Below are 18,415 nucleotides of genomic sequence, written 5' to 3'. Positions count from 1 at the left end.
CCGACCGTACGGCGTCAACTCCCCCCGTGTATGCCAAATTTGGAAACCGAGAAGAAAATCTAACACTGTCAGGCGGACCGCACCCCGCTCGGCCGCCCCATCACTCGGCCGGTCCGGCCGCTCAGCCGCGCAGTTCCGCGTTGAGCCGTGCGGCCTGGCGTGTGAGGTGGTCCCGTTCGGGGAGGCTGGGCGCCGACCCGGCGGCCTCGGCGTAGAGCCGTGCCGCGGTCGCCAGGTCGCCGTCGCGCTCGTGCAGATAGGCCGCGACGGCCGTGTGACGGGGCAGCGAGGCGTCGAGTTGCGCCAGGGCGGTCAGGCCGGCACGCGGGCCGTCGGCCTCGCCCACCGCGACGGCCCGATTGAGGCGCGCCACCGGGTTGCCGGTCAGGCGCACCAGCTCGTCGTACCACTCGACGATCTGCACCCAGTCCGTCTCCGCGGCGCACCGGGCGTCGGCGTGCAGCGCGGCGACGGCCGCCTGCGCCTGGAACTCGCCCAGCCGGTCACGCGCGAGGGCCGCCTGGAGAATGTCGACACCCTCCGCGATCAGCCGGGTGTTCCACAGGCCTCGGTCCTGCTCCGCGAGGGGTACGAGCCTGCCGCCGGCGGCGGTCCGTGCCGGGCGCCGCGCGTGGTGCAGCAGCATGAGCGCCAGCAGACCCGCCACCTCCTCGTGCCTGGTCCCGGCGGCGAGGTGGCGGGTGAGCCGGATCGCCTCGGCGGCCAGGTCGACATCGCCGGAGTAGCCCTCGTTGAAGACCAGGTAGAGGACGCGCAGCACCGTGGCGACGTCGCCGGGCCGGTTGAAGCGGCTGTCCGAGACGGTCCGCTTGGCCCGGCTGATCCGCTGGGCCATGGTCGCCTCCGGCACCAGGTAGGCCTGGGCGATCTGCCGTGTGGTCAGGCCGCCGACCGCGCGCAGGGTGAGGGCGACGGCCGAGGCCGGGGTCAGGGCCGGGTGCGCGCACAGGAAGTACAGCTGGAGCGTGTCGTCGGCCGCCTCGCCCGGGCCGGGCACGGGCTCGCGGTCGACGCGTACCTCCCGGTGCCGCCGGGAGGTGTCGGCGCGGACGGCGTCGAGGAACTTCCGCCAGGCCGCCGTGACCAGCCAGCCCTTGGGGTCCCGCGGCGGATCGTCCGGCCATACGCGCACGGCCTCGACGAGGGCGTCCTGCACGGCGTCCTCGGCCGCCGCGAAGTCGGCTCCGCGGCGGACGAGGACGGCGAGCACGGCGGGCGTGAGCGTCCGCAGCAGGGTCTCGTCCACCGTGTGTCAGTCCGTGACGGTCACGCACGGGGACAGGAACGGCCGCACTTCCAGCCACTCCTGCACCGGCTTCCCGCCCGCACCCGGCGCCGCGGACAGCTCGCCGGCCACTTCGAGCGCCCGCTCGTAGGTCTCGACGTCGATCACCATCCAGCCGGCGATCAGGTCCTTGGTCTCCGCGAACGGACCGTCGGTGACCGGCGGCCGTCCCTCGCCGTCGTGGCGCACGAACGTGCCCTCCGCCGACAGGGCCTGGCTGTCGACGAACTCGCCGCTGCCTTCGAGGCGCTCCGCGAAGTCACTCATGTACTGCATGTGGGCCGAGACCTCCTCCGGCGTCCACCGGTCCATCGGCACGTCGTTGAGGGATGCCGGCCCGCCGCGGTAGTGCTTGAGAAGCAAGTACTTGGCCATCGTGTTCTCCCTGGTGCGGTACGGCCCCTTGCGGCCGTGTTCACTGCGAGGACGGAGCCGCGCGCGGGTTCTCGACATCACCCCGGAAAATCTTTTCCCGGGCTTCGGGGACACCGCGGAAGGAGGCTACAACCGGCCGTCGACCGGGCGGGTGAACCCGTGCGCCCGAGGCGGCTTAACCTTCTCTCCGTCGGGCCGCGGCGTATGTCGCGCATGCCCGGCGTGTCGGTTGCGGCGGTGGGCCGTGCAGTGAATGGGGTGGGGATGTCCAGACATCGGTTGTCCAAGAAGGGGCGCTACATCGCGTGGACGGCGGCGGGGGCCGTCGTCGTCGCGGGTGGCGGGGTCATGGCGCAGACGTCGATGGCGGCCACGACGTGGCCCGCGCAGAAGACGTACACCGGCCGGGCGTTCGACGCCTGCACGGCGCCTTCGCTCAAGGCGATGAAGGCCTGGAACACGGGCTTCTACGGAGCCGCCGCGGTCTACATGGGCGGCAGGAACCGCGGCTGTGCCCAGCCCAACCTGACCGCGTCCTGGACGAAGTCGGTCTCCACCCTGGGCTGGAAGCTCATCCCCCTGTACGTCGGCGCGCAGCCGCCCTGCCAGACGAGTGCGAACCCGGAGAAGTTCACCGCGGCCACGGCCGCCTCCGTCGGCGCGAGCAACGCCAAGGACGCGGTCGCCAAGGCCTCCGCGCTCGGCATGAAGGCCGGCAGCCCGGTCTACCTCGACATGGAGCCGTACGACGTCACGAACAAGGCGTGCAACGACGCGGTCCTGACCTACGTGCGTTCCTTCACCAAGACGCTGCGCGCCAAGACCTACCGCGGCGGCTACTACGGCTTCAGCAGCTCCAGCGCCAAGGCGATCGCCACCGCCACCGACCGCACGGACCTGCCGGGCAACCTCTGGTACGCGCTGTGGGACAAGAAGAACACCACCACCGCGGACTGGCCCTGGGACCCCAAGCTGTACACCGGCCACAGCCGCGCCCACCAGTACATGGTGAACAGCAAGGAGTCCCGCGGCGGCTACGCGATCACCGTGGACCGCAACGCCTGGGACGCGCCCGTCGCCCTCGTCGGCTGACGCCGCGGTGGGACGACGGGGGCGTGGCGGACTCAGCGACGCGGATCGACGCCCTCGTCATCGACGCCACCGACCCCGAACGGCTCGCCGCGTTCCGGTAGGGCCGCGCGCTGTCTCGACTGACCGGCGCCGCTGCGTCACGTGGCCCGCCCCGTGGTCCCTGCCTGATCGGGCGGGGCCACGGGGCGGATGTCGGGTGGGGTTCAGGAGCCGACCAGGGCCTTGCCGACGGCACCCACGAACGCGTCGAGGTCCTTCGGTGTCCGGGAGGTGACCAGGGTGTAGCCGTTCGCGCTGTCGCTCACGACCTCCTCGTCCACCCATTCCTTGGCGCCCGCGTTCCGGATGTCGGTGCGGACGGAGGGGAACGACGTCAGCGTCTTGCCGTTCAGGACGCCGGCCTCCACCAGGGCCCAGGGGCCGTGGCAGATCGCGGCGATCGGACGGCCCGACGCCGCGAACGCCTTGACCGTCTCCAGGGCCTTGTCCTGCAGACGGAGCTGATCGGCGTTGATGGTGCCGCCGGGAAGCAGCAGCAGCTCGTACGCGTCGGCGTCCATCGCGTCGAGCGTCGTGGTGGGGTCCACCGTCTCTCCGGGGTCCTTGTCGCCCACCAGTGTCTCGATGGGATCCGAGCTGACGGCCGCGACGGTGACGTCCGCCCCGTTCTCCCGGAGCCGGCGGACCGGCACCACCAACTCGTCCTGCTCAACTCCGTAGTTGGTGACGAGCACCAGTACCCGGGGACCGTTGAGCGGCTTGTCGGACATCTCGGTGAGCCTTTCTCTCGATGCGCGAAGGGGGCTTGTCGCGAAGGTGGCGCGGTGTGCCCGTGCGGTGGTTCCGTCAGGCCTTCGAGGCCTTCTCGGCGGCGCCTGCCTCGGTGGTGGCGTCGGCCGTGCTGAGCGTGCCGCCCGCGGTCTCCAGGTGCGCCCGGACGAACCACTGGAACTGCTCCAGGTCACGCAGCTGCCCGATCAGCAGGTCCTCGGTGGCGGGGTCGATGTCGCCCGACGTCTCGACCGCGGCGCGCACGTCCTGGATCAGACCGGTGTACACGACGTCGAGCGCGCCGAGGTGGGCGATCGCGTCGGCCCGCTCCACGCTGTAGTCCTTCCACGTGCGCTCCTCGACCAGCGTGCCGGGAGTGCCGTGGGCGACGCCTCCGAGGGCCGCCAGCCGCTCCCCGACGTCGTCGGCCATGTCACGTACGCGGTCGACCTGCGGGTCGAGCATTTCGTGTACGGCGATGAAGTGCGGCCCCACTACGTTCCAGTGCACGTGCTTGAGCGTGAGGTGGAGATCGTTGAGGGCGTGCAGCCGCAGCTGCAGCAGCTCGATGAGTGTGGAGGCGTTCTCCACCGTGAGGCCCGGGACGGTGTAGCGGGGGGTGGCCTGAGAAGCCATGTTCATGTCTCCTGTCTCGTGCGTTCTGTACCGTTGGTACAGCCTGTGCAGCGTGCGCATCACGTACGGCTCATAGGTTGCGTACGGGTATGTCTCGTACGGATTTGCCCCCTCCCGGTACCCCTGGTGTGCGAACGCAATCCACCCGGGCCCCATCCGGACCACTGGGCACCGAGGCCGCGGGGCCCGTGGTGGTCGCGGGAGCCGTGGCGGCCGGGAAGTCCGTGGTGGCCAGGCGGCCCAGTTCGGCCAGGTTCGACTCGGCGTGGTGCTGGCGCACGTAGACGGTCAGGTCCGCCACCGCGCGGGCGTGCCGTTCGTCGCGGCACAGCGGCCCCGCGCCCGTGGCACGTCCGACGTGCTCCAGTACCTCCGTGCACACCTTTTCGGCCAGGGCCCGCACCCGCAGGCCGCGCACCCGTGCTTCCTCGCGTACGTCGAAGGGGTCGGCGTCGATGTCGTCGCCCGCCCGGCGCAGCACGGTGTCGGCGGTGTGCAGCAGCATGTCGACCGCTCCGAGGTGGGCGGCCGCGTGGCCGTTCAGCTGCCCGGCCGCCGCTCGCCCGTACAGCGGCGCGGCGACGGCGTGCGCACCGCCGAGCCAGCAGGCCGCCACCCCGATGCCCCCGTGCTGGAAGCCGGGGCGCAGCACATGGCCGTCCACCCCGCCGACGGCTCGTGCGGGTACGTCGGTGAACGACATGTCCAGGCTGTCGCTCCCGGCCATGCCGATCGCCGGCCAGGTCCCTTCCACGGCCCGGGCGCCCGGGTGGTCCAGGGCGACGGCGAACAGGCGGTGGCCGTCGTCGGCGTCCGCGGTCACCAGGGCGTGGGTGCAGCTGCGGGCACCCGAGCAGTAGGGCTTGACTCCGCTGATCCGCCACCCCTGCTCGCCGCGGGTGGCGTGGACGCCGGGGCCGGGCGGGCGCGCGGCCCACACTGCCCAGCGTTCGCCTTCGGCGGGCAGGGAGTCGTCCAGTTCGTGCAGGATCGCCGTCGCGTCCAGGTGTCCTTCCGCGAGCCGCGCCAGGGACAGGTCCCGGCGTCCCAGCGCGCTCAGGACGGCGAAGCGATGGGCCGTGGACCGGCCCGGCAGCGGCACTCCGGAGGCCTCGCGCTCGACGAAGTGGGTGAACAGGTCAGCCGTCCGCCGCTCCGGAGAGCGCACGGCGTCGGTCACTTCGGGGGGCATGGCGTTCACACGGGCCTCCTGCACACATCGTCCGACTGAAACGCTTCGTCCCGATTGCCCGGCACATCTGCCGACAAACGGCCAGAAGATGACTCGACAACGCACCTGGGTGGCCTGTAGAGCCCAGCATCGGGCAGCGTCCGGACCCCTGCCACTTCTGTCCCTTCGCGAGGTCCGGGGTGTTTTCCCGGCCCACGGCCTCGGCGGAGGCCGCAATGATCACCTCCCCTCAGGTGCCGTAGCCTCGAACAGAGATCACTTCTTGCGGGAGGCCGGGTGGACGAGGCGGAGTCCGGGAGCTGTTGCGCGCCCTCGGTCGACCGGGGCGCGGCGGGACTCCCCCTCGGGCCGACGGTCCGCGCCACCGCGGACCGCGTGCCGGACGAGGTGCGGGAGCACGTGCCGGACGGAGCGCGGGACCACGTGCCGGACGGGATGCGGGACCGCGACCAGGGCCGGGGAGCCCCGGGCCGGGACCGGGACGCGAGCGTGCTGCTGGGTGGCGGTTCCTTCCTGATGGGAACCCGGGACACCGACGGCTTCCCCGACGACGGCGAGGGACCGGTGCGCGAAGTCGTCCTCTCACCTTTCCGGATCGATGCTCACGCCGTGACCAACGACCGGTTCGCGCGGTTCGCCGAGGCGACCGGTCACGTCACCGAGGCGGAGCGCTTCGGCTGGTCGTTCGTCTTCGCCGGATTCCTGCCCGCCGCCCTGCGGCGCGGCGCGGCCAGGCCGCCGCAGACGCCCTGGTGGTGCGGGGTCGAGGGCGCGACCTGGCGGACCCCGGAAGGGCCGGGCAGTTCGGTGGCCGACCGCGGCGACCACCCCGTGGTGCACCTCTCCTGGAACGACGCCGCCGCCTACTGCCGCTGGGCCGGCGCCCGGCTGCCCACCGAGGCCGAGTGGGAGTACGCCGCGCGGGGCGGCCTGGTGCAGAACCGCTACCCGTGGGGGGACGAGCTGACGCCGGCGGGCGAGCACCGCTGCAACATCTGGCAGGGGCACTTCCCGACCAAGAACACCGCCGAGGACGGCTACCGGGGCACGGCGCCGGTGGACACGTACGAGCCCAACGGCCATGGGCTGTACAACATGTCCGGGAACGTGTGGGAGTGGTGCGCCGACCGGTGGGGCACGCGGCACTCCGAGCGCCCGCGCACCGACCCGAAGGGCCCGCCGCAGGGCGCGTCCCGCGTCATGCGCGGTGGCTCGTACCTCTGCCACAGCTCGTACTGCAACCGCTACCGCGTCGCCGCCCGTACGGCCAACACGCCCGACAGCAGCACGGGCAACCTCGGCTTCCGCTGTGCGTGGGACGCCTGAGGAACCCCGCCCGGTGGACCGTCCTGCGCGGCCGACCCGCGCCCGGTGACCGCAACATTGCAGCCTCATGAAACGTGACCGCCTCACGGGACGGCCTCCAACACCGCTCTGAACTGCGCGTTCATGGCCCTGTGGAGCTCGGTCCCGGGTTCACTGATTTATTCCGGACTGTTGACGTAAAAGCTGCCGAGTCCGCATCCTGTGCCCCATGGCACACGACCACGAGGGTCCGCTGGCACGGCTGCGCCGTGGTCACGAGGAACTCGTCCTGCGGCAGATGCGCACCCACGGCCCGCTCAACAGGGCCGAGTTGGGGCGGCTGACAGGGCTGTCCCGGACGACCCTGTACGACATCGTGTCCGCGCTGGTGGACAGCGGAGCGGTCGTGGCCACGGCTCCCGCCCCCGCCGAGCGCCGCCGCGGCCGGCCGGTCGAGACCCTGACCCTCCACCGGGACGCGGGCCAGGCCATCGGGATCGACTTCGCGCGGCGCGCGGTGCACGTCGCCGCGGTCAACGTCGCCCACGAGGTGATCGGTTCCGCGAGCGCGGCGCACGGCGAGGGTCTGTCCTGGGAGAAGCGGGTCGACCTCGCCGCACGGCTGGTCGGCGGACTCGCCGGGGGCACCCTGCGCCTGGGGGCGCTCAGCGGCATCGGCGTGGGTGTGGTCGGACCCGTGCACGACGCCCCCGCGACCGGTGCCTCGACCACCGGCATCCCGGTCACCGGTGCCTCGGCCGTCAGCAGCCGCGCCGCCGAACGGCCCGGCTCCCCCACGGGCGACTCCCCCGCTGCCGGTGCGCCCCGGCCCCACGAGGACCTGCCGGTCCTGCTGCGCAAGCACTTCGGCGTACCCGTGCTGCTCGACAACAACACCCGGCTCGCGGCGCTGGCCGAGGCGACCTGGGGAGCGGCGGCCGGTGTGCAGGACGTGCTCTATCTGCGGCTGTCGCACGGCGTGGGCGGAGGGCTGGTCGTCGGCGGCGCCCTGCACCGGGGCGCCCGCGGACTGTCCGGCGAGTTCGGCCACATCACGGCCGAACCGGACGGGCGCCGATGTTCGTGCGGCAAGGACGGCTGTCTGGAGACGGTGGCCTCGATCGGCGCCGTACTGGACGCCCACCCCGGTGCCGCCGATCTGGACGGCTTCCTGGCGGCGCTGCCCACGGACCCGGCCGCACGCGGCGTACTGGACGACGTCGGCACCCGGGTGGGGACCGTCCTCGCGGCCGTGTGCAACGCGGTCGGCCCCCACGTCACGGTGCTCGGCGGCGAACTCGCCGAGGCCGGACCCGCCCTCTTCGAACCCGTCGAACGCGCCCTGTCCGCCCATCTGATGCCGGTCTCCCGGCCGGACATCGACCTGCGGCCGGCCACGCTCGGCGAGGTGGGCGGCGCGCTCGGCGCCATCGCACTGGTCCTGCACGACTCCCCCCTGCTCACCCGCTATCACACACCGAACTCCGTGGAGTGACCGTGACCGTCCCCGTACCGCCGAGGTCGCCATGACCGTGCTCACCGCACCCGACAAACGGCCCGACAGGGCGCCCGCCGCAGCCGGTCGGCGACGCCGGTCGCGGACCGTGCCCCCGTTCGTGCTCAACCTGGCGGCACTCACCCTGGGCATCGCCGTGTGGGCCGTGGCCACCTCGGCCCATCTGGTGGATGTGCCGGGTCCCCTGTCGGTCGGCTCCCGAGCGCTGGAGATGGCGGGCGACAGCACACTCGGCGAGGACGCGCTGGCGAGCCTGCGCCGGGTCTTCCTCGGCTTCGCCCTGGGCACCCTGCTCGCCGTGCCCGTCGGGTTCCTCATGGGCTGGTACCCGCTGGCCCGCGGTCTGCTCGAACCGTACGTGCAGTTCTTCCGGACCGTCCCACCGCTGGCGATCATCCCTCTCGCCATCGTGACCATGGGCATCGGTGAGACACCCAAGGTCTTCGTCATCTTCCTGGCCGCGTTCCTGTCCAGTGTGGTGGCCGCGTTCCAGGGGGTGATCGGCGTGGACAGCACACTCGTCAACGCGGCCCGTGTACTGGGTGCCCGGGACCGCGTGATCTTCCTCAAGGTGGTCGTTCCGGCCGCCACCCCGTTCCTGCTCGTCGGTATGCGCATCGGACTCGGGGCCTCCTGGGCCACGGTCGTCGCGGCCGAACTCATCGCCGCGGACAAGGGCCTCGGCTACGAGATGATGCACGCGCAGACCTACTACGACCTGCCGACGATCTTCGTCGGGCTGATCAGCATCGGAGTGATCGGCCTGGTGATGGACCGCCTGCTGCTGCGCGCGGAACGCCATCTGACGGCCTGGCAGGAGCGACGATGAAGCCCTCACTCGGTAAGTCGGACGCGCCCGGCGCGTCCGGCGCCAAGATCTCCTTCCGGGGTGCCGGTAAGACGTTCCCCTTGAAGCAGGGGGAGTTCACGGCCCTCGACGAGGTGTCGCTGGACATCGCCGACCGTGAGTTCGTCACGGTCGTGGGTCCCTCGGGCTGCGGCAAGTCGACGCTGCTGAACCTGGCGGCCGGTCTCGCCGAACCCACCACCGGGCAGGTCCTGGTCGACGGAGCCGTCGTGACGGGCCCCGGCCCCGAGCGCGGAGTCATCTTCCAGCAGTACGCGCTCTTCCCCTGGCTCACCGTACGAGGCAACGTCGAGTTCGGGCTCAAGCTCACCTCCCTGTCCGCCGCCGAGCGGCGCCGCAAGGCCGACCACGCCATCGAACTCGTCGGGCTCAAGGACTTCGCCGACGCGCTGCCCAAGACGCTGTCGGGTGGCATGAAGCAGCGCTGTGCGATCGCCCGCGCCTACGCGGTCGACCCCGAAGTCCTGCTGATGGATGAGCCGTTCGGTGCGCTGGACGCCCTCACGCGGGTGCAGATGCAGGACCAGTTGCTGTCCACCTGGACGCAGGAGCGGCGGACCGTTCTCTTCGTCACGCATGACGTCGACGAGGCGGTCTATCTGGCGCGGCGCGTTGTCGTGATGGCGGCTCGGCCGGGGCGGGTCCATCGGGTCGTCGAGGTGGATCTGCCCTATCCGCGGACCGAGGAGTTGCGGTTGTCCCCTGAGTTCGCTCGCATTCGGAATGAGGTCTGGCATGCGGTGTATCACCAGGAGCCGGTGGCCTCTGTGAACCCGGTGAGCTGACCGGCTGTCGGCTGCGCATTCCCTCGCCCCCTGATCGCGCTTCGCGCTCGTCCTCAAACGCCGGACGGGCTGAAACTCACACGCTCGCCCTCAGACTCCGGGGCGGGCCGTAGACAACGAAAGGCTCAGCGCCATGAGCATGTCCCGTCGCACCCTCCTTGCCTCACTCTCCGCCACAGCACTCACGCTCTCCGTGTCTGCCTGCTCCTCCGGTGACGGTGACAGTGGTGGTGGTACCAAGATCCGGTTCGGGTACATCGCCGACTACAACGGGGCCAGTCTGCTGGCCATCGCCGACGATCAGGGGCTGTGGAAGAAGCACGGGGTGTCCGCCTCGTACAAGACCTTCGTCAATGGGCCCATTCAGATTCAGGCGCTGGGCAGTGGGGATCTCGACTACGGGTACATCGGTCCCGGTGCGTTGTGGCTGCCCGCCTCCGGGAAGGCACGGGTGGTCGCGATCGACACGCTGACCTATGCCGACCGGGTGATCGCCAAGCCGGGCATCACCTCGATCGCCGGGCTGAAGGGCAAGAAGGTCGGTGTTCCGGAAGGGACGTCCGGCGAGATGATCCTTCAACTCGCCCTGCGTGAGGCCGGGATGACGATGGACGACATCAAGAAGGTCGCCATGGACGCGCCGACCATCGTCTCGGCCTTCTCCTCCGGGCAGATCGACGGGGCCGGCATCAACTACCCGCTCATCGACACCATCAAGCAGAAGGTGCCGGACCTGGTCGAGGTGGCGAGCACCAAGGACATCGGTGGCTCGTTCCCCACGGCGTTCGTCACCGGCGGGAAGAAGGGTCCCGCCGAGGCGAAGGTCGTCAAGGTGCTCCAGGAGGCCAACGACTGGCGTGCCGCGCACCCCGAGGAGTCGGTCAAGCTCACCGCCGCGCTTCTGAAGCTGCCGGAGGACAAGGTGAAGGCGGACGCGAGTCACGTCGAGACGCTGACGACCGCCGAACTCGTCGCGAAGACGAAGGACGGCACGGTCGGCACGTGGCTCGACGGCATGAGCGACTTCTTCGTGAGCACCGGCCAGCTGAAGAAGGCTCCGGCCGCGACCTCGTTCTACGCGGGCGACGTCTACACGAAGGCCGCCGCGTGAACCTCCTCTTCCTGATGACCGACCAGCACCGCGTGGACACGCTGGGCTGTTACGGCAACCCGCATGTCGCCACCCCGAACCTGGACCGGCTCGCCGCCACCGGCACCCGCTTCGACCGCTTCTACACGCCCACCGCCATCTGCACCCCGGCCCGGGCCAGTCTCCTCACCGGCCAGGCCCCCTTCCGGCACAAGCTGCTCGCCAACCACGAGCGCAACGTCGGCTATCTGGAGGACCTGGCCGAGGACGCCTTCACCTTCCCCGCCGCGCTCGCCGAACGCGACTACCAACTGGGCCTCGTCGGCAAGTGGCACGTCGGCACCCACCGCAACGCCGCCTCCTACGGCTTCGAGGGGCCTGACCTGCCGGGCTGGCACAACCCTGTCGACCACCCCGACTACCTCGCCTATCTCAAGGAACGGGACCTGCCGCCGTACCGCATCACCGATCCGGTGCGCGGGACCACACCCAACGGCAACCCGGGCAACCTCCTCGCCGCGCGCCTCCAGCAGCCGGTGGAGGCGACCTTCGAGTACTACCTCGCGACCCGCGCCATCGAACTCCTGGAGAAGTACGCGGCCGACGGCCGCCCCTTCTACCTGGCCACCCACTTCTTCGGCCCGCATCTGCCGTATCTGCTGCCGGACTCCTACTACGACCTCTACGACCCGGAACTCGTCGAACTGCCCGCGTCGATAGCGGAGACCTTCGAGGGAAAACCGCCCGTGCAGCGCAACTACAGCGCGCACTGGACCTTCGACACCATGCCGCTCGAAGTCACCCGCAAACTCATTGCCGTCTACTGGGGTTACGTCACCCTCGTCGACGAGCAGATCGGGCGCATCCTCACCCGGCTCGACGAACTCGGCCTGGAGGACGACACCTCGGTCTTCTTCACCGCCGACCACGGCGAGTTCACCGGCGCCCACCGGCTGCACGACAAGGGTCCGGCGATGTACGAGGACATCTACCGCATCCCCGGAATCGTCCGCATGCCGGGCCAAGCCTCCCAGGTCCGGCAGGAGTTCGTCAGCCTCACCGACTGCACGGCGACCATCCTCGAACTGGCGGGCTGCGACCCGGAGCCCGCCACCGACAGCCGCAGTCTGCTGCCGCTGGTGCGCGGTGAACACCCCGAGTGGCCCGAGGAGTTGCTCGCCGAGTTCCACGGCCACCACTTCCCTTACCCCCAGCGCATGCTGCGCGACAGCCGCTACAAGCTGGTCGTCAATCCCGACTCGGTCAACGAGCTGTACGACCTCGAAAGCGACCCGCACGAGCTGACCAACCGCTACCCGGACCCCGAACTGGAGTCCGTCCGGCTGCGTCTGATGCGCCGTCTGTACGACCTGCTGCGGGAGCGCGGCGACAACTTCCACCACTGGATGACGTCCATGTACGACATCGGCGCCTCCGACTACGACCCGACCCTGAGCTCCTTCGAATCCCCTTCGAGCAGTGAGGTCTCGCCCCCGTGAACCGAGCGAACCGCCTGAACCGCCTGAACCCAAGAGCTCGTCGCACCGCGCAGGTCGTCACCGCACTCGCCGGCCTCCTGCTCGCGGTCCTCCCGCCCGCCGGGACCGCCACCGCCTCCCCCGCGCGGGCGTCCACGTACACCAACCCGGTGACGGCCGACACCGTCGACACCTTCCCCGACCCGGCGGTGATCCGCAGCAAGGACGGCTTCTGGTACGCCTACGGCACCCAGAACCCCGTCTTCCAGACCCAGGGCCAGACCGCCGAACGCATGCTGCCGATCCTGAAGTCGGCCGACCTCACCCACTGGACGTACGCGGGAGAGGTGTTCACCCCGCAGACCCAGCCGGCCTGGCACGGCGGTTCGCGACTGTGGGCGCCGGACATCCGTTACACGAACGGCCACTACAACCTCTTCTACTCGGTGCCCAACCAGGACACCGTCGGAGTGGCCACCGCGCCCACGCCGACCGGGCCCTGGACCGACGCGGGCGCCGTGCTCCCGGCGGACAGCGGCTGCGCGACCGGTGACATCGACCAGGCGCAGTTCACCGACGTCGGCGGACAGCCGTACCTGTACTGGGGCAGCTACGACACCATCTGCGTGGCGCGCATGAACGGCGACCGCACCCGGATCGAGGGCACGGTCACCGAGGTCGCCCAGGGCCGCCGTATGGAGGGCGGTTTCGTCGTCCGCCGTGACGGTTTCTACTACCTCTTCTATTCGGACGCGGGCTGCTGCGACGGCGCGTACAGCGGCTACCAGGTCAAGGTGGGCCGCTCCACCAGACCGACCGGGCCCTTCACCGACGACCGCGGTGTCGACCTGATGTCCCCCGTCAGCAAGGGCGGCATAGTGGTCGGTTCGAGCGACCGCTGGATCGGGCCCGGACACAACGCGCTGCAGACCGACCTGGCCGGGCAGGACTGGCTCGTCTACCACGCGATACCCGCCGCCGACCCCGACCTGGACCTCGTACCGGGCATCGACCGCACCCTCAGCAGGCGTCCGATGCTGGTCGACCGGCTCGACTGGATCGACGGCTGGCCCGTCGTCCGGGCCGGCGCCGGTCCCTCCTCCGACGGCACCGAGGCACCTGTCACCACCTGGCAGGCGGGCGGCACCTTCGACGACGGCGCGCTGGACGGCTGGCAGGCGCAGGGCTCCGGTACGAAGGCCTGGGCGATGGCCACCGAGCAGGACTCCGGCACCTTCGTCACCCACTCCGGCAGCGCCACCGACCCGGCCTTCCTCGTCTCCTCGGGCAACGCTCCCGCCCGGGTACGCGCCGAGGCCGATCTCCGGGTCACCTCGGCGGGCGGGTCGGCCGGTCTGGTCCTCGCCTACAAGAACCCCGCGAACCATGTCGTGGCGTGGCTCGACCGGACCCGCAACGCCCTGGTCACCGACGTACGGGTGAACGGTGTCAGCGCCGGGCAACAGGTGACCGCTCTCCCGTCCGGCTACCAGTGGAACGCCTGGCGCAATGTGGCGGCCGAGCTGCGCGGCAACCGCCTCACCGTCGAGGTGAGCGCGGACCGGCTGCGCGACGCCGTGGCCACCCAGACCCGTACCGTACCGGCGGCTGCCGCGCGGGCCGGGAAGGTCGGCACCGCCGCCCTCGGGGACGGAGCCGCAGCCGACAACGTGGGCGCCGTGAAGCTGTACGAGCCGGTCACGCGACGCGTCGCCGATCCCCGGCCCGGTGCACAACTGCACTCCTACAGCGACGAGTTCGACTCCGCCATCCTGTCCTCCGACTGGAGCTGGGTACGGGGTCCTGCCGCCGGTGCGACGACCGGCGAGGGTGTCCTGTCCTGGCCGACGCAGAACGCCGAGCTGCATCTCGGCACCAACACCGCGTCGGTCCTCACCCGCCCCGCACCGGCCGGTGACTTCACCGTCGAGACCAAGCTCGATCTGGCGAACGGTCCGGGCAATCAGCAGGCCGGGCTGGTGCTCTACGGGAACGACGACCGGTACTTCAAGCTGGTGCACGCGGTGCTGCCGGTGAGCCACACCGACGGGAAGGTCACCCACGTCACCGAGTTCGCCAAGGAGGGCGCCCGGCCCACGACCACACCGCCGACCGCCGTGGCCTACGGCCCGATGTTCGGCGGGCCGCCCGCGCAGACGCTCTGGATGCGACTGGCGTACCACGCCGACAGGGCGGGCGGCGAGCACGAGGTACGGGCCGCCACCAGCACCGACGGCGTGCACTGGACCTGGACCGGTGTGTGGGCCCTGCCGGACGAGCAGGCCCTGCGGATCGGCCTGGTGTCGCTCAACACGGCCGGGGCGACAGCCCGCTTCGGCTACGTGCGCACCTATCGCGGCTCGCATAGCGGCTGACACGGCGGCTGACACGGAAATGGTCCGCATCCCGAGTTCCTGGGGGTGCGGACCACCGGTGTCACAGCATGGCGAGCCCCGGCTCCCGCAGCAGGTCCGCCACGTCGGCCAGCAGGCGCGAACCCTGCCGGCCGTCGGCGAGCCGATGGTCGAAGGACAGGGCGAGTTGGGCCGCCCATCGCGGCTCGATACGCTCTCCCGCCTGGTCCTGGACCACCCACGGGGTGCGTCGCACGGCCCCCAGGGCGAGGATGGCGGCCTCTCCCGGGTTGAGGATGGGCGTACCGGTGTCCACGCCGAACACACCGACGTTGGTGAGGGTGACCGTGCCGCCGGTCAGGTCGCGTGGTTCCGTCCGCCCCTCCCGGGCCGTCGTCGCCAACTGCGCTATGGATGTGGCCAGTTCGGGCAGCGAGAGCAGATCCGCGTCCTTGATGTTGGGTACCACCAGGCCCCGGTCGGTCGCGGCGGCTATGCCGAGGTTGACGTAGTGCTTGAGCACGATCTCCTGACGGGCCTCGTCCCAGACGGAGTTCAGCTCCGGTGTTCCGCGCAGGGCGAGCAGCAGGGCCTTCGCCACGAAGAGCATCGGCGAGATCCGCATCCCGGCGAACTCGCGGCGGGCGCCCATCAGTTCGCGCAGTCTCATCGTCTCGCTGACGTCCACGGTGACGAACTCGGTGACGTGCGGGGCGGTGAAGGACGAAGCCACCATCGCGGCTGCCATGTGCTTGCGTACGCCGCGGATCGCGATCCGGGTCTCTCCGCGCGAGTTGACGTCGGCGCTTCGGGAGGGCGACTCGCCCGAGGGCGCCTTCACCGGTGCGGCGGCGAGATGGACATCCTCGCGGCTGATGGTGCCGTGCGGTCCGGTGGGCGGCACCGTGCGCAGGTCGACGCCGAGGTCCTTGGCCAGCTTGCGCACCGGCGGCTTGGCCGAGGGGCGAGCGGCAGGTGCGGACGCAGTAGTGAGGGATTCGGCGCGCGGCGGAGCCGGCGCGGCCACGGCGGTCCCGGTGGATGCGGCAGGGCGAGCGGTACGTCGGCGGGCCGTACCCGCGTCGCGCGGACCGTAGCCGACGAGGAGCGCGGTGCGTTTTCCTTCGGCACCCTGGTCGGAGGCGGCCGGTCCCGCCGCCGCGTCACGCTCGTCGGGTGTGCCGACGGCGATGGTGATCAGGGGAGCGCCGACCGGCACGGTGTCGCCTTCGGCGGCGTGTAGTGCGGCGACCATGCCCGCGTACGGAGAGGGCAGTTCGACGGCGGCTTTGGCCGTCTCTATCTCGACGATGATCTGGTTGACCTCGACCGTGTCGCCGGGGGCCACGGTCCACTGGAGGATGTCGGCCTCCGTGAGGCCTTCCCCGACGTCGGGCAGGCAGAAATCTTCGGTGGTGGGCATGGCGGTCCTGCCTTTCAGGGTGTTCGCACCGGTCGTTCGTCGGGCCACGGCGACCGCTCTCAGTGGGCGAGGCTCCGGTCCACGGCGGCCAGCATGCGGTCCACGCCCGGCAGCCAGTCCTCCTCGAGGCGGCTCGGCGGGTACGGCGTGTCGTACCCGGTCACCCGCAGGACGGGGGCCTCCAGCGCGTAGAACGCCTCCTCCTGGACCCGGGCGGCGATCTCGGCACCGATGCCGTGCGTGCGGGAGGCCTCGTGGGTGATGACGAGCCGGCCGGTGCGGAGCACGGAGGCCATGACCGTGTCCGTGTCCAGCGGTGCGAGGCTTCTCAGGTCGATGACCTCGACGCTGTGCCCCTCCTCCCCCGCGATGCGGGCCGTCTCCAGCGCCGGTGCGACCAACGGCCCGTAGGCGACCAGGGTGAGGTCGGAACCCGTGCGGACGGTACGGGCCCGGTGCAGGTCGAGTGAGGGTGCGCCGGAGACCTCGCCCTTGGTCCAGTACCGGCGCTTGGGCTCCAGGAAGATGACCGGGTCGTCGCTGGAGATGGCCTGGCCGATCATGCTGAAGGCGTCGTCGGGGGTGGCGCAGGTGACGACCTTGAGTCCCGGGGTGTGCGCGAAGTAGGCCTCCGGGGACTCCGAGTGGTGTTCGATGGAGCCGATGCCACCGCCGTACGGGATGCGGATGACCACCGGCATGGCTATCCGGCCGCCCGAGCGGTGCCGGTACTTGGCCAGCTGGCTGATGATCTGGTTGACGGCCGGGTAGACGAATCCGTCGAACTGGATCTCGCAGACGGGGCGGTATCCGCGCATCGCCAGACCCACGGCGGTGCCGACGATCCCGGCTTCGCCCAGTGGGGTGTCCACCACGCGTGACGTGCCGAAGTCGGCGCAGAGTCCGTCGGTGACGCGGAAGACGCCGCCGAGGCGGCCGATGTCCTCACCGAGCAGCAGGACCGCCGGGTCGGTCGTGAGCGCGTGCCGCAGTCCGTCGTTGATCGCTCTGGCCAGCGTCGTCGTGGTCATGCGCGCTCTCCGCTCGGGTCGGGCATCTCCTGCAGCGAGGCGAGATGGGCACGGTGTTCGGCCAGCTGGCGGCTCAGCTCGGGGGTCATCTCGGCGTAGGTGTGCTCGAACGGCAGGTCCGGATCGGGCTCGGGCAGCGCACGGCAGCGGGCGCGCAGGCTTTCCGCGAAGGTCTGCGCCTCGGCCTCGATCCCGGCAAAGTACGCGGAGTCGGCGGCCCCGGTGGTCACCAGGTGGTCGTGCAGCCGGGCGATGGGGTCCTTGGCCGCCCACTCCTTCTCCTCCGCCGTCTCCCGGTAGCGGGAGGCGTCGTCCGCGGTGGTGTGGGCGTTGCGGCGATAGGTGAACGCCTCGATCAGGGTGGGGCCGCCGCCGGTACGGGCCGTGTGGAGTGCGCTGCGGGTGGCGGCGAGGCAGGCCAGGACGTCGTTGCCGTCGACACGGATGCCCGGCAGTCCGAATCCGGCGGCGCGCTGCGCGACGGGGACGGTGCTCTGCACGCTGTACGGAGCCGAGATCGCCCACTGGTTGTTCTGGCAGAAGAAGACCACGGGCAGGGACTGGGTCGTGGCCCAGATGAACGCCTCGTTGGTCTCGCCCTCGCTCAGGGCGCCGTCGCCGAGAAAGGCGAGGACGGCGGGGGCGGCAGGGGCGTCTGCTGTGGAGGCCGCGGGGACGGCGGGGCCCACCGGGTCGCGGACGATCCCCATCGCGTAGCCGACGGCGTGCAGGGTCTGGGCCCCGATCACCAGCGTGTACAGGTTGAAGTTGACGTCCCTCGGGTCCCAGCCGCCCAGGGTGGTGCCCCGGAAGAGACCGAGGAGGGACGCCGGGTCGAGTCCGCGGCACCAGGCCACACCGTGTTCGCGGTAGGTGGGGAAGACCATGTCGGAGGGGAGCAGGGCGCGGGCGGCACCGATCTGCGCGGCCTCCTGGCCGAAGAGGGAGGGCCACAGACCCAGTTCGCCCTGCCGCTGGAGGGCGATGGCCTCGGTGTCGAGGCGGCGGGCCAGCACCATGTCCCGGTACAGGGCGGGGAGATCGGCGTCGGCGGGGTCGAACGGCAGCCGGGCGTCGCTGACGGCCTCGCCCTGCGGAGTCAGCAACTGGATCGGGTCCAGTCGGTCCTTCGTCTTCGCGGACGTGCGGGGCATGTTCCGGACTCCTTCGAGATGTCGGCCGTACGGCCCTGG

General features: G+C 70.9%; 16 protein-coding genes. 8 read left to right on the top strand and 8 right to left on the bottom strand.

Annotated features, from left to right (window positions below; all coding sequences use genetic code 11):
* Window positions 1-121: 121 nt before the first annotated feature.
* Both ACZ60E_RS03050 and ACZ60E_RS03045 read right to left on the bottom strand, forming a co-directional pair.
* Window positions 122-1,267 carry an RNA polymerase sigma factor gene (locus ACZ60E_RS03050; RefSeq protein WP_469437432.1) on the bottom strand — a complete coding sequence of 382 codons (1,146 nt, stop codon included), beginning with the start codon at window positions 1,265-1,267 and terminating at the stop codon, window positions 122-124.
* Between the two features lie 6 nt (window positions 1,268-1,273).
* Window positions 1,274-1,681: a YciI family protein gene (locus tag ACZ60E_RS03045; protein ID WP_469437429.1), complete on the bottom strand. Its 408-nt coding sequence runs from the start codon at window positions 1,679-1,681 to the stop codon at window positions 1,274-1,276.
* Between the two features lie 264 nt (window positions 1,682-1,945).
* Here ACZ60E_RS03045 and ACZ60E_RS03040 point away from each other — a divergent pair, with 264 nt between their 5' ends.
* Window positions 1,946-2,773 (top strand): glycoside hydrolase domain-containing protein, encoded by an 828-nt coding sequence (locus ACZ60E_RS03040; protein ID WP_469437426.1) that lies wholly within the window; start codon window positions 1,946-1,948, stop codon window positions 2,771-2,773.
* Window positions 2,774-2,976: 203 nt separating this feature from the next.
* Here the strand turns inward: ACZ60E_RS03040 and ACZ60E_RS03035 are convergent, their stop codons facing one another.
* The 3 genes from ACZ60E_RS03035 to ACZ60E_RS03025 form a co-directional block, all read right to left on the bottom strand.
* Window positions 2,977-3,543, bottom strand: coding sequence for a type 1 glutamine amidotransferase domain-containing protein (locus ACZ60E_RS03035; RefSeq protein WP_469437424.1), 567 nt, complete (start codon window positions 3,541-3,543; stop codon window positions 2,977-2,979).
* Between the two features lie 76 nt (window positions 3,544-3,619).
* Window positions 3,620-4,180, bottom strand: coding sequence for a Dps family protein (locus tag ACZ60E_RS03030; protein WP_469437422.1), 561 nt, complete (start codon window positions 4,178-4,180; stop codon window positions 3,620-3,622).
* 70 nt (window positions 4,181-4,250) lie between these two features.
* Window positions 4,251-5,372 (bottom strand): acyl-CoA dehydrogenase, encoded by a 1,122-nt coding sequence (locus ACZ60E_RS03025; RefSeq protein WP_469438321.1) that lies wholly within the window; start codon window positions 5,370-5,372, stop codon window positions 4,251-4,253.
* Window positions 5,373-5,807: 435 nt separating this feature from the next.
* Between ACZ60E_RS03025 and ACZ60E_RS03020 the strand changes: the two genes are divergently transcribed.
* The 7 genes from ACZ60E_RS03020 to ACZ60E_RS02990 all read left to right on the top strand — a co-directional run bounded on the left by ACZ60E_RS03020 (window position 5,808) and on the right by ACZ60E_RS02990 (window position 14,789).
* Window positions 5,808-6,698, top strand: a complete 891-nt coding sequence (locus ACZ60E_RS03020) for a formylglycine-generating enzyme family protein (RefSeq protein WP_469438319.1) — start codon at window positions 5,808-5,810, stop codon at window positions 6,696-6,698.
* Between the two features lie 208 nt (window positions 6,699-6,906).
* The gene (locus tag ACZ60E_RS03015) at window positions 6,907-8,172 is read left to right on the top strand and encodes an ROK family protein (RefSeq protein WP_469437419.1); all 1,266 of its coding nucleotides are present in this window, start codon (window positions 6,907-6,909) and stop codon (window positions 8,170-8,172) included.
* Between the two features lie 31 nt (window positions 8,173-8,203).
* Complete coding sequence (locus tag ACZ60E_RS03010) at window positions 8,204-9,022, top strand: ABC transporter permease (protein WP_469437417.1); 819 nt, start codon at window positions 8,204-8,206, stop codon at window positions 9,020-9,022.
* Window positions 9,019-9,846: an ABC transporter ATP-binding protein gene (locus ACZ60E_RS03005; RefSeq protein WP_469437415.1), complete on the top strand. Its 828-nt coding sequence runs from the start codon at window positions 9,019-9,021 to the stop codon at window positions 9,844-9,846. The genes ACZ60E_RS03010 and ACZ60E_RS03005 overlap by 4 nt, the downstream gene beginning before the upstream one ends.
* A 133-nt stretch (window positions 9,847-9,979) precedes the next feature.
* The gene (locus ACZ60E_RS03000) at window positions 9,980-10,957 is read left to right on the top strand and encodes an aliphatic sulfonate ABC transporter substrate-binding protein (RefSeq protein WP_384797203.1); all 978 of its coding nucleotides are present in this window, start codon (window positions 9,980-9,982) and stop codon (window positions 10,955-10,957) included.
* Window positions 10,954-12,435, top strand: coding sequence for a sulfatase-like hydrolase/transferase (locus ACZ60E_RS02995; protein ID WP_469437412.1), 1,482 nt, complete (start codon window positions 10,954-10,956; stop codon window positions 12,433-12,435). The genes ACZ60E_RS03000 and ACZ60E_RS02995 overlap by 4 nt, the downstream gene beginning before the upstream one ends.
* A 77-nt stretch (window positions 12,436-12,512) precedes the next feature.
* The gene (locus ACZ60E_RS02990) at window positions 12,513-14,789 is read left to right on the top strand and encodes a family 43 glycosylhydrolase (protein WP_469438317.1); all 2,277 of its coding nucleotides are present in this window, start codon (window positions 12,513-12,515) and stop codon (window positions 14,787-14,789) included.
* Between the two features lie 61 nt (window positions 14,790-14,850).
* Here the strand turns inward: ACZ60E_RS02990 and ACZ60E_RS02985 are convergent, their stop codons facing one another.
* The 3 genes from ACZ60E_RS02985 to ACZ60E_RS02975 are packed head-to-tail and all read right to left on the bottom strand — an operon-like array spanning window position 14,851 to window position 18,376.
* Window positions 14,851-16,191 (bottom strand): dihydrolipoamide acetyltransferase family protein, encoded by a 1,341-nt coding sequence (locus ACZ60E_RS02985; protein ID WP_469437410.1) that lies wholly within the window; start codon window positions 16,189-16,191, stop codon window positions 14,851-14,853.
* A gap of 59 nt (window positions 16,192-16,250) precedes the next feature.
* Window positions 16,251-17,222 (bottom strand): alpha-ketoacid dehydrogenase subunit beta, encoded by a 972-nt coding sequence (locus ACZ60E_RS02980; protein WP_384797191.1) that lies wholly within the window; start codon window positions 17,220-17,222, stop codon window positions 16,251-16,253.
* Window positions 17,219-18,376: a thiamine pyrophosphate-dependent dehydrogenase E1 component subunit alpha gene (locus tag ACZ60E_RS02975; protein ID WP_469437407.1), complete on the bottom strand. Its 1,158-nt coding sequence runs from the start codon at window positions 18,374-18,376 to the stop codon at window positions 17,219-17,221. The genes ACZ60E_RS02980 and ACZ60E_RS02975 overlap by 4 nt, the downstream gene beginning before the upstream one ends.
* Window positions 18,377-18,415 lie beyond the last annotated feature (39 nt).

It is taken from the genome of Streptomyces sp. NPDC102514 (genome assembly GCF_055584525.1).
Note: the sequence above shows the minus strand (reverse complement) of the source record. Positions and strands in the feature narration are given on the sequence as shown.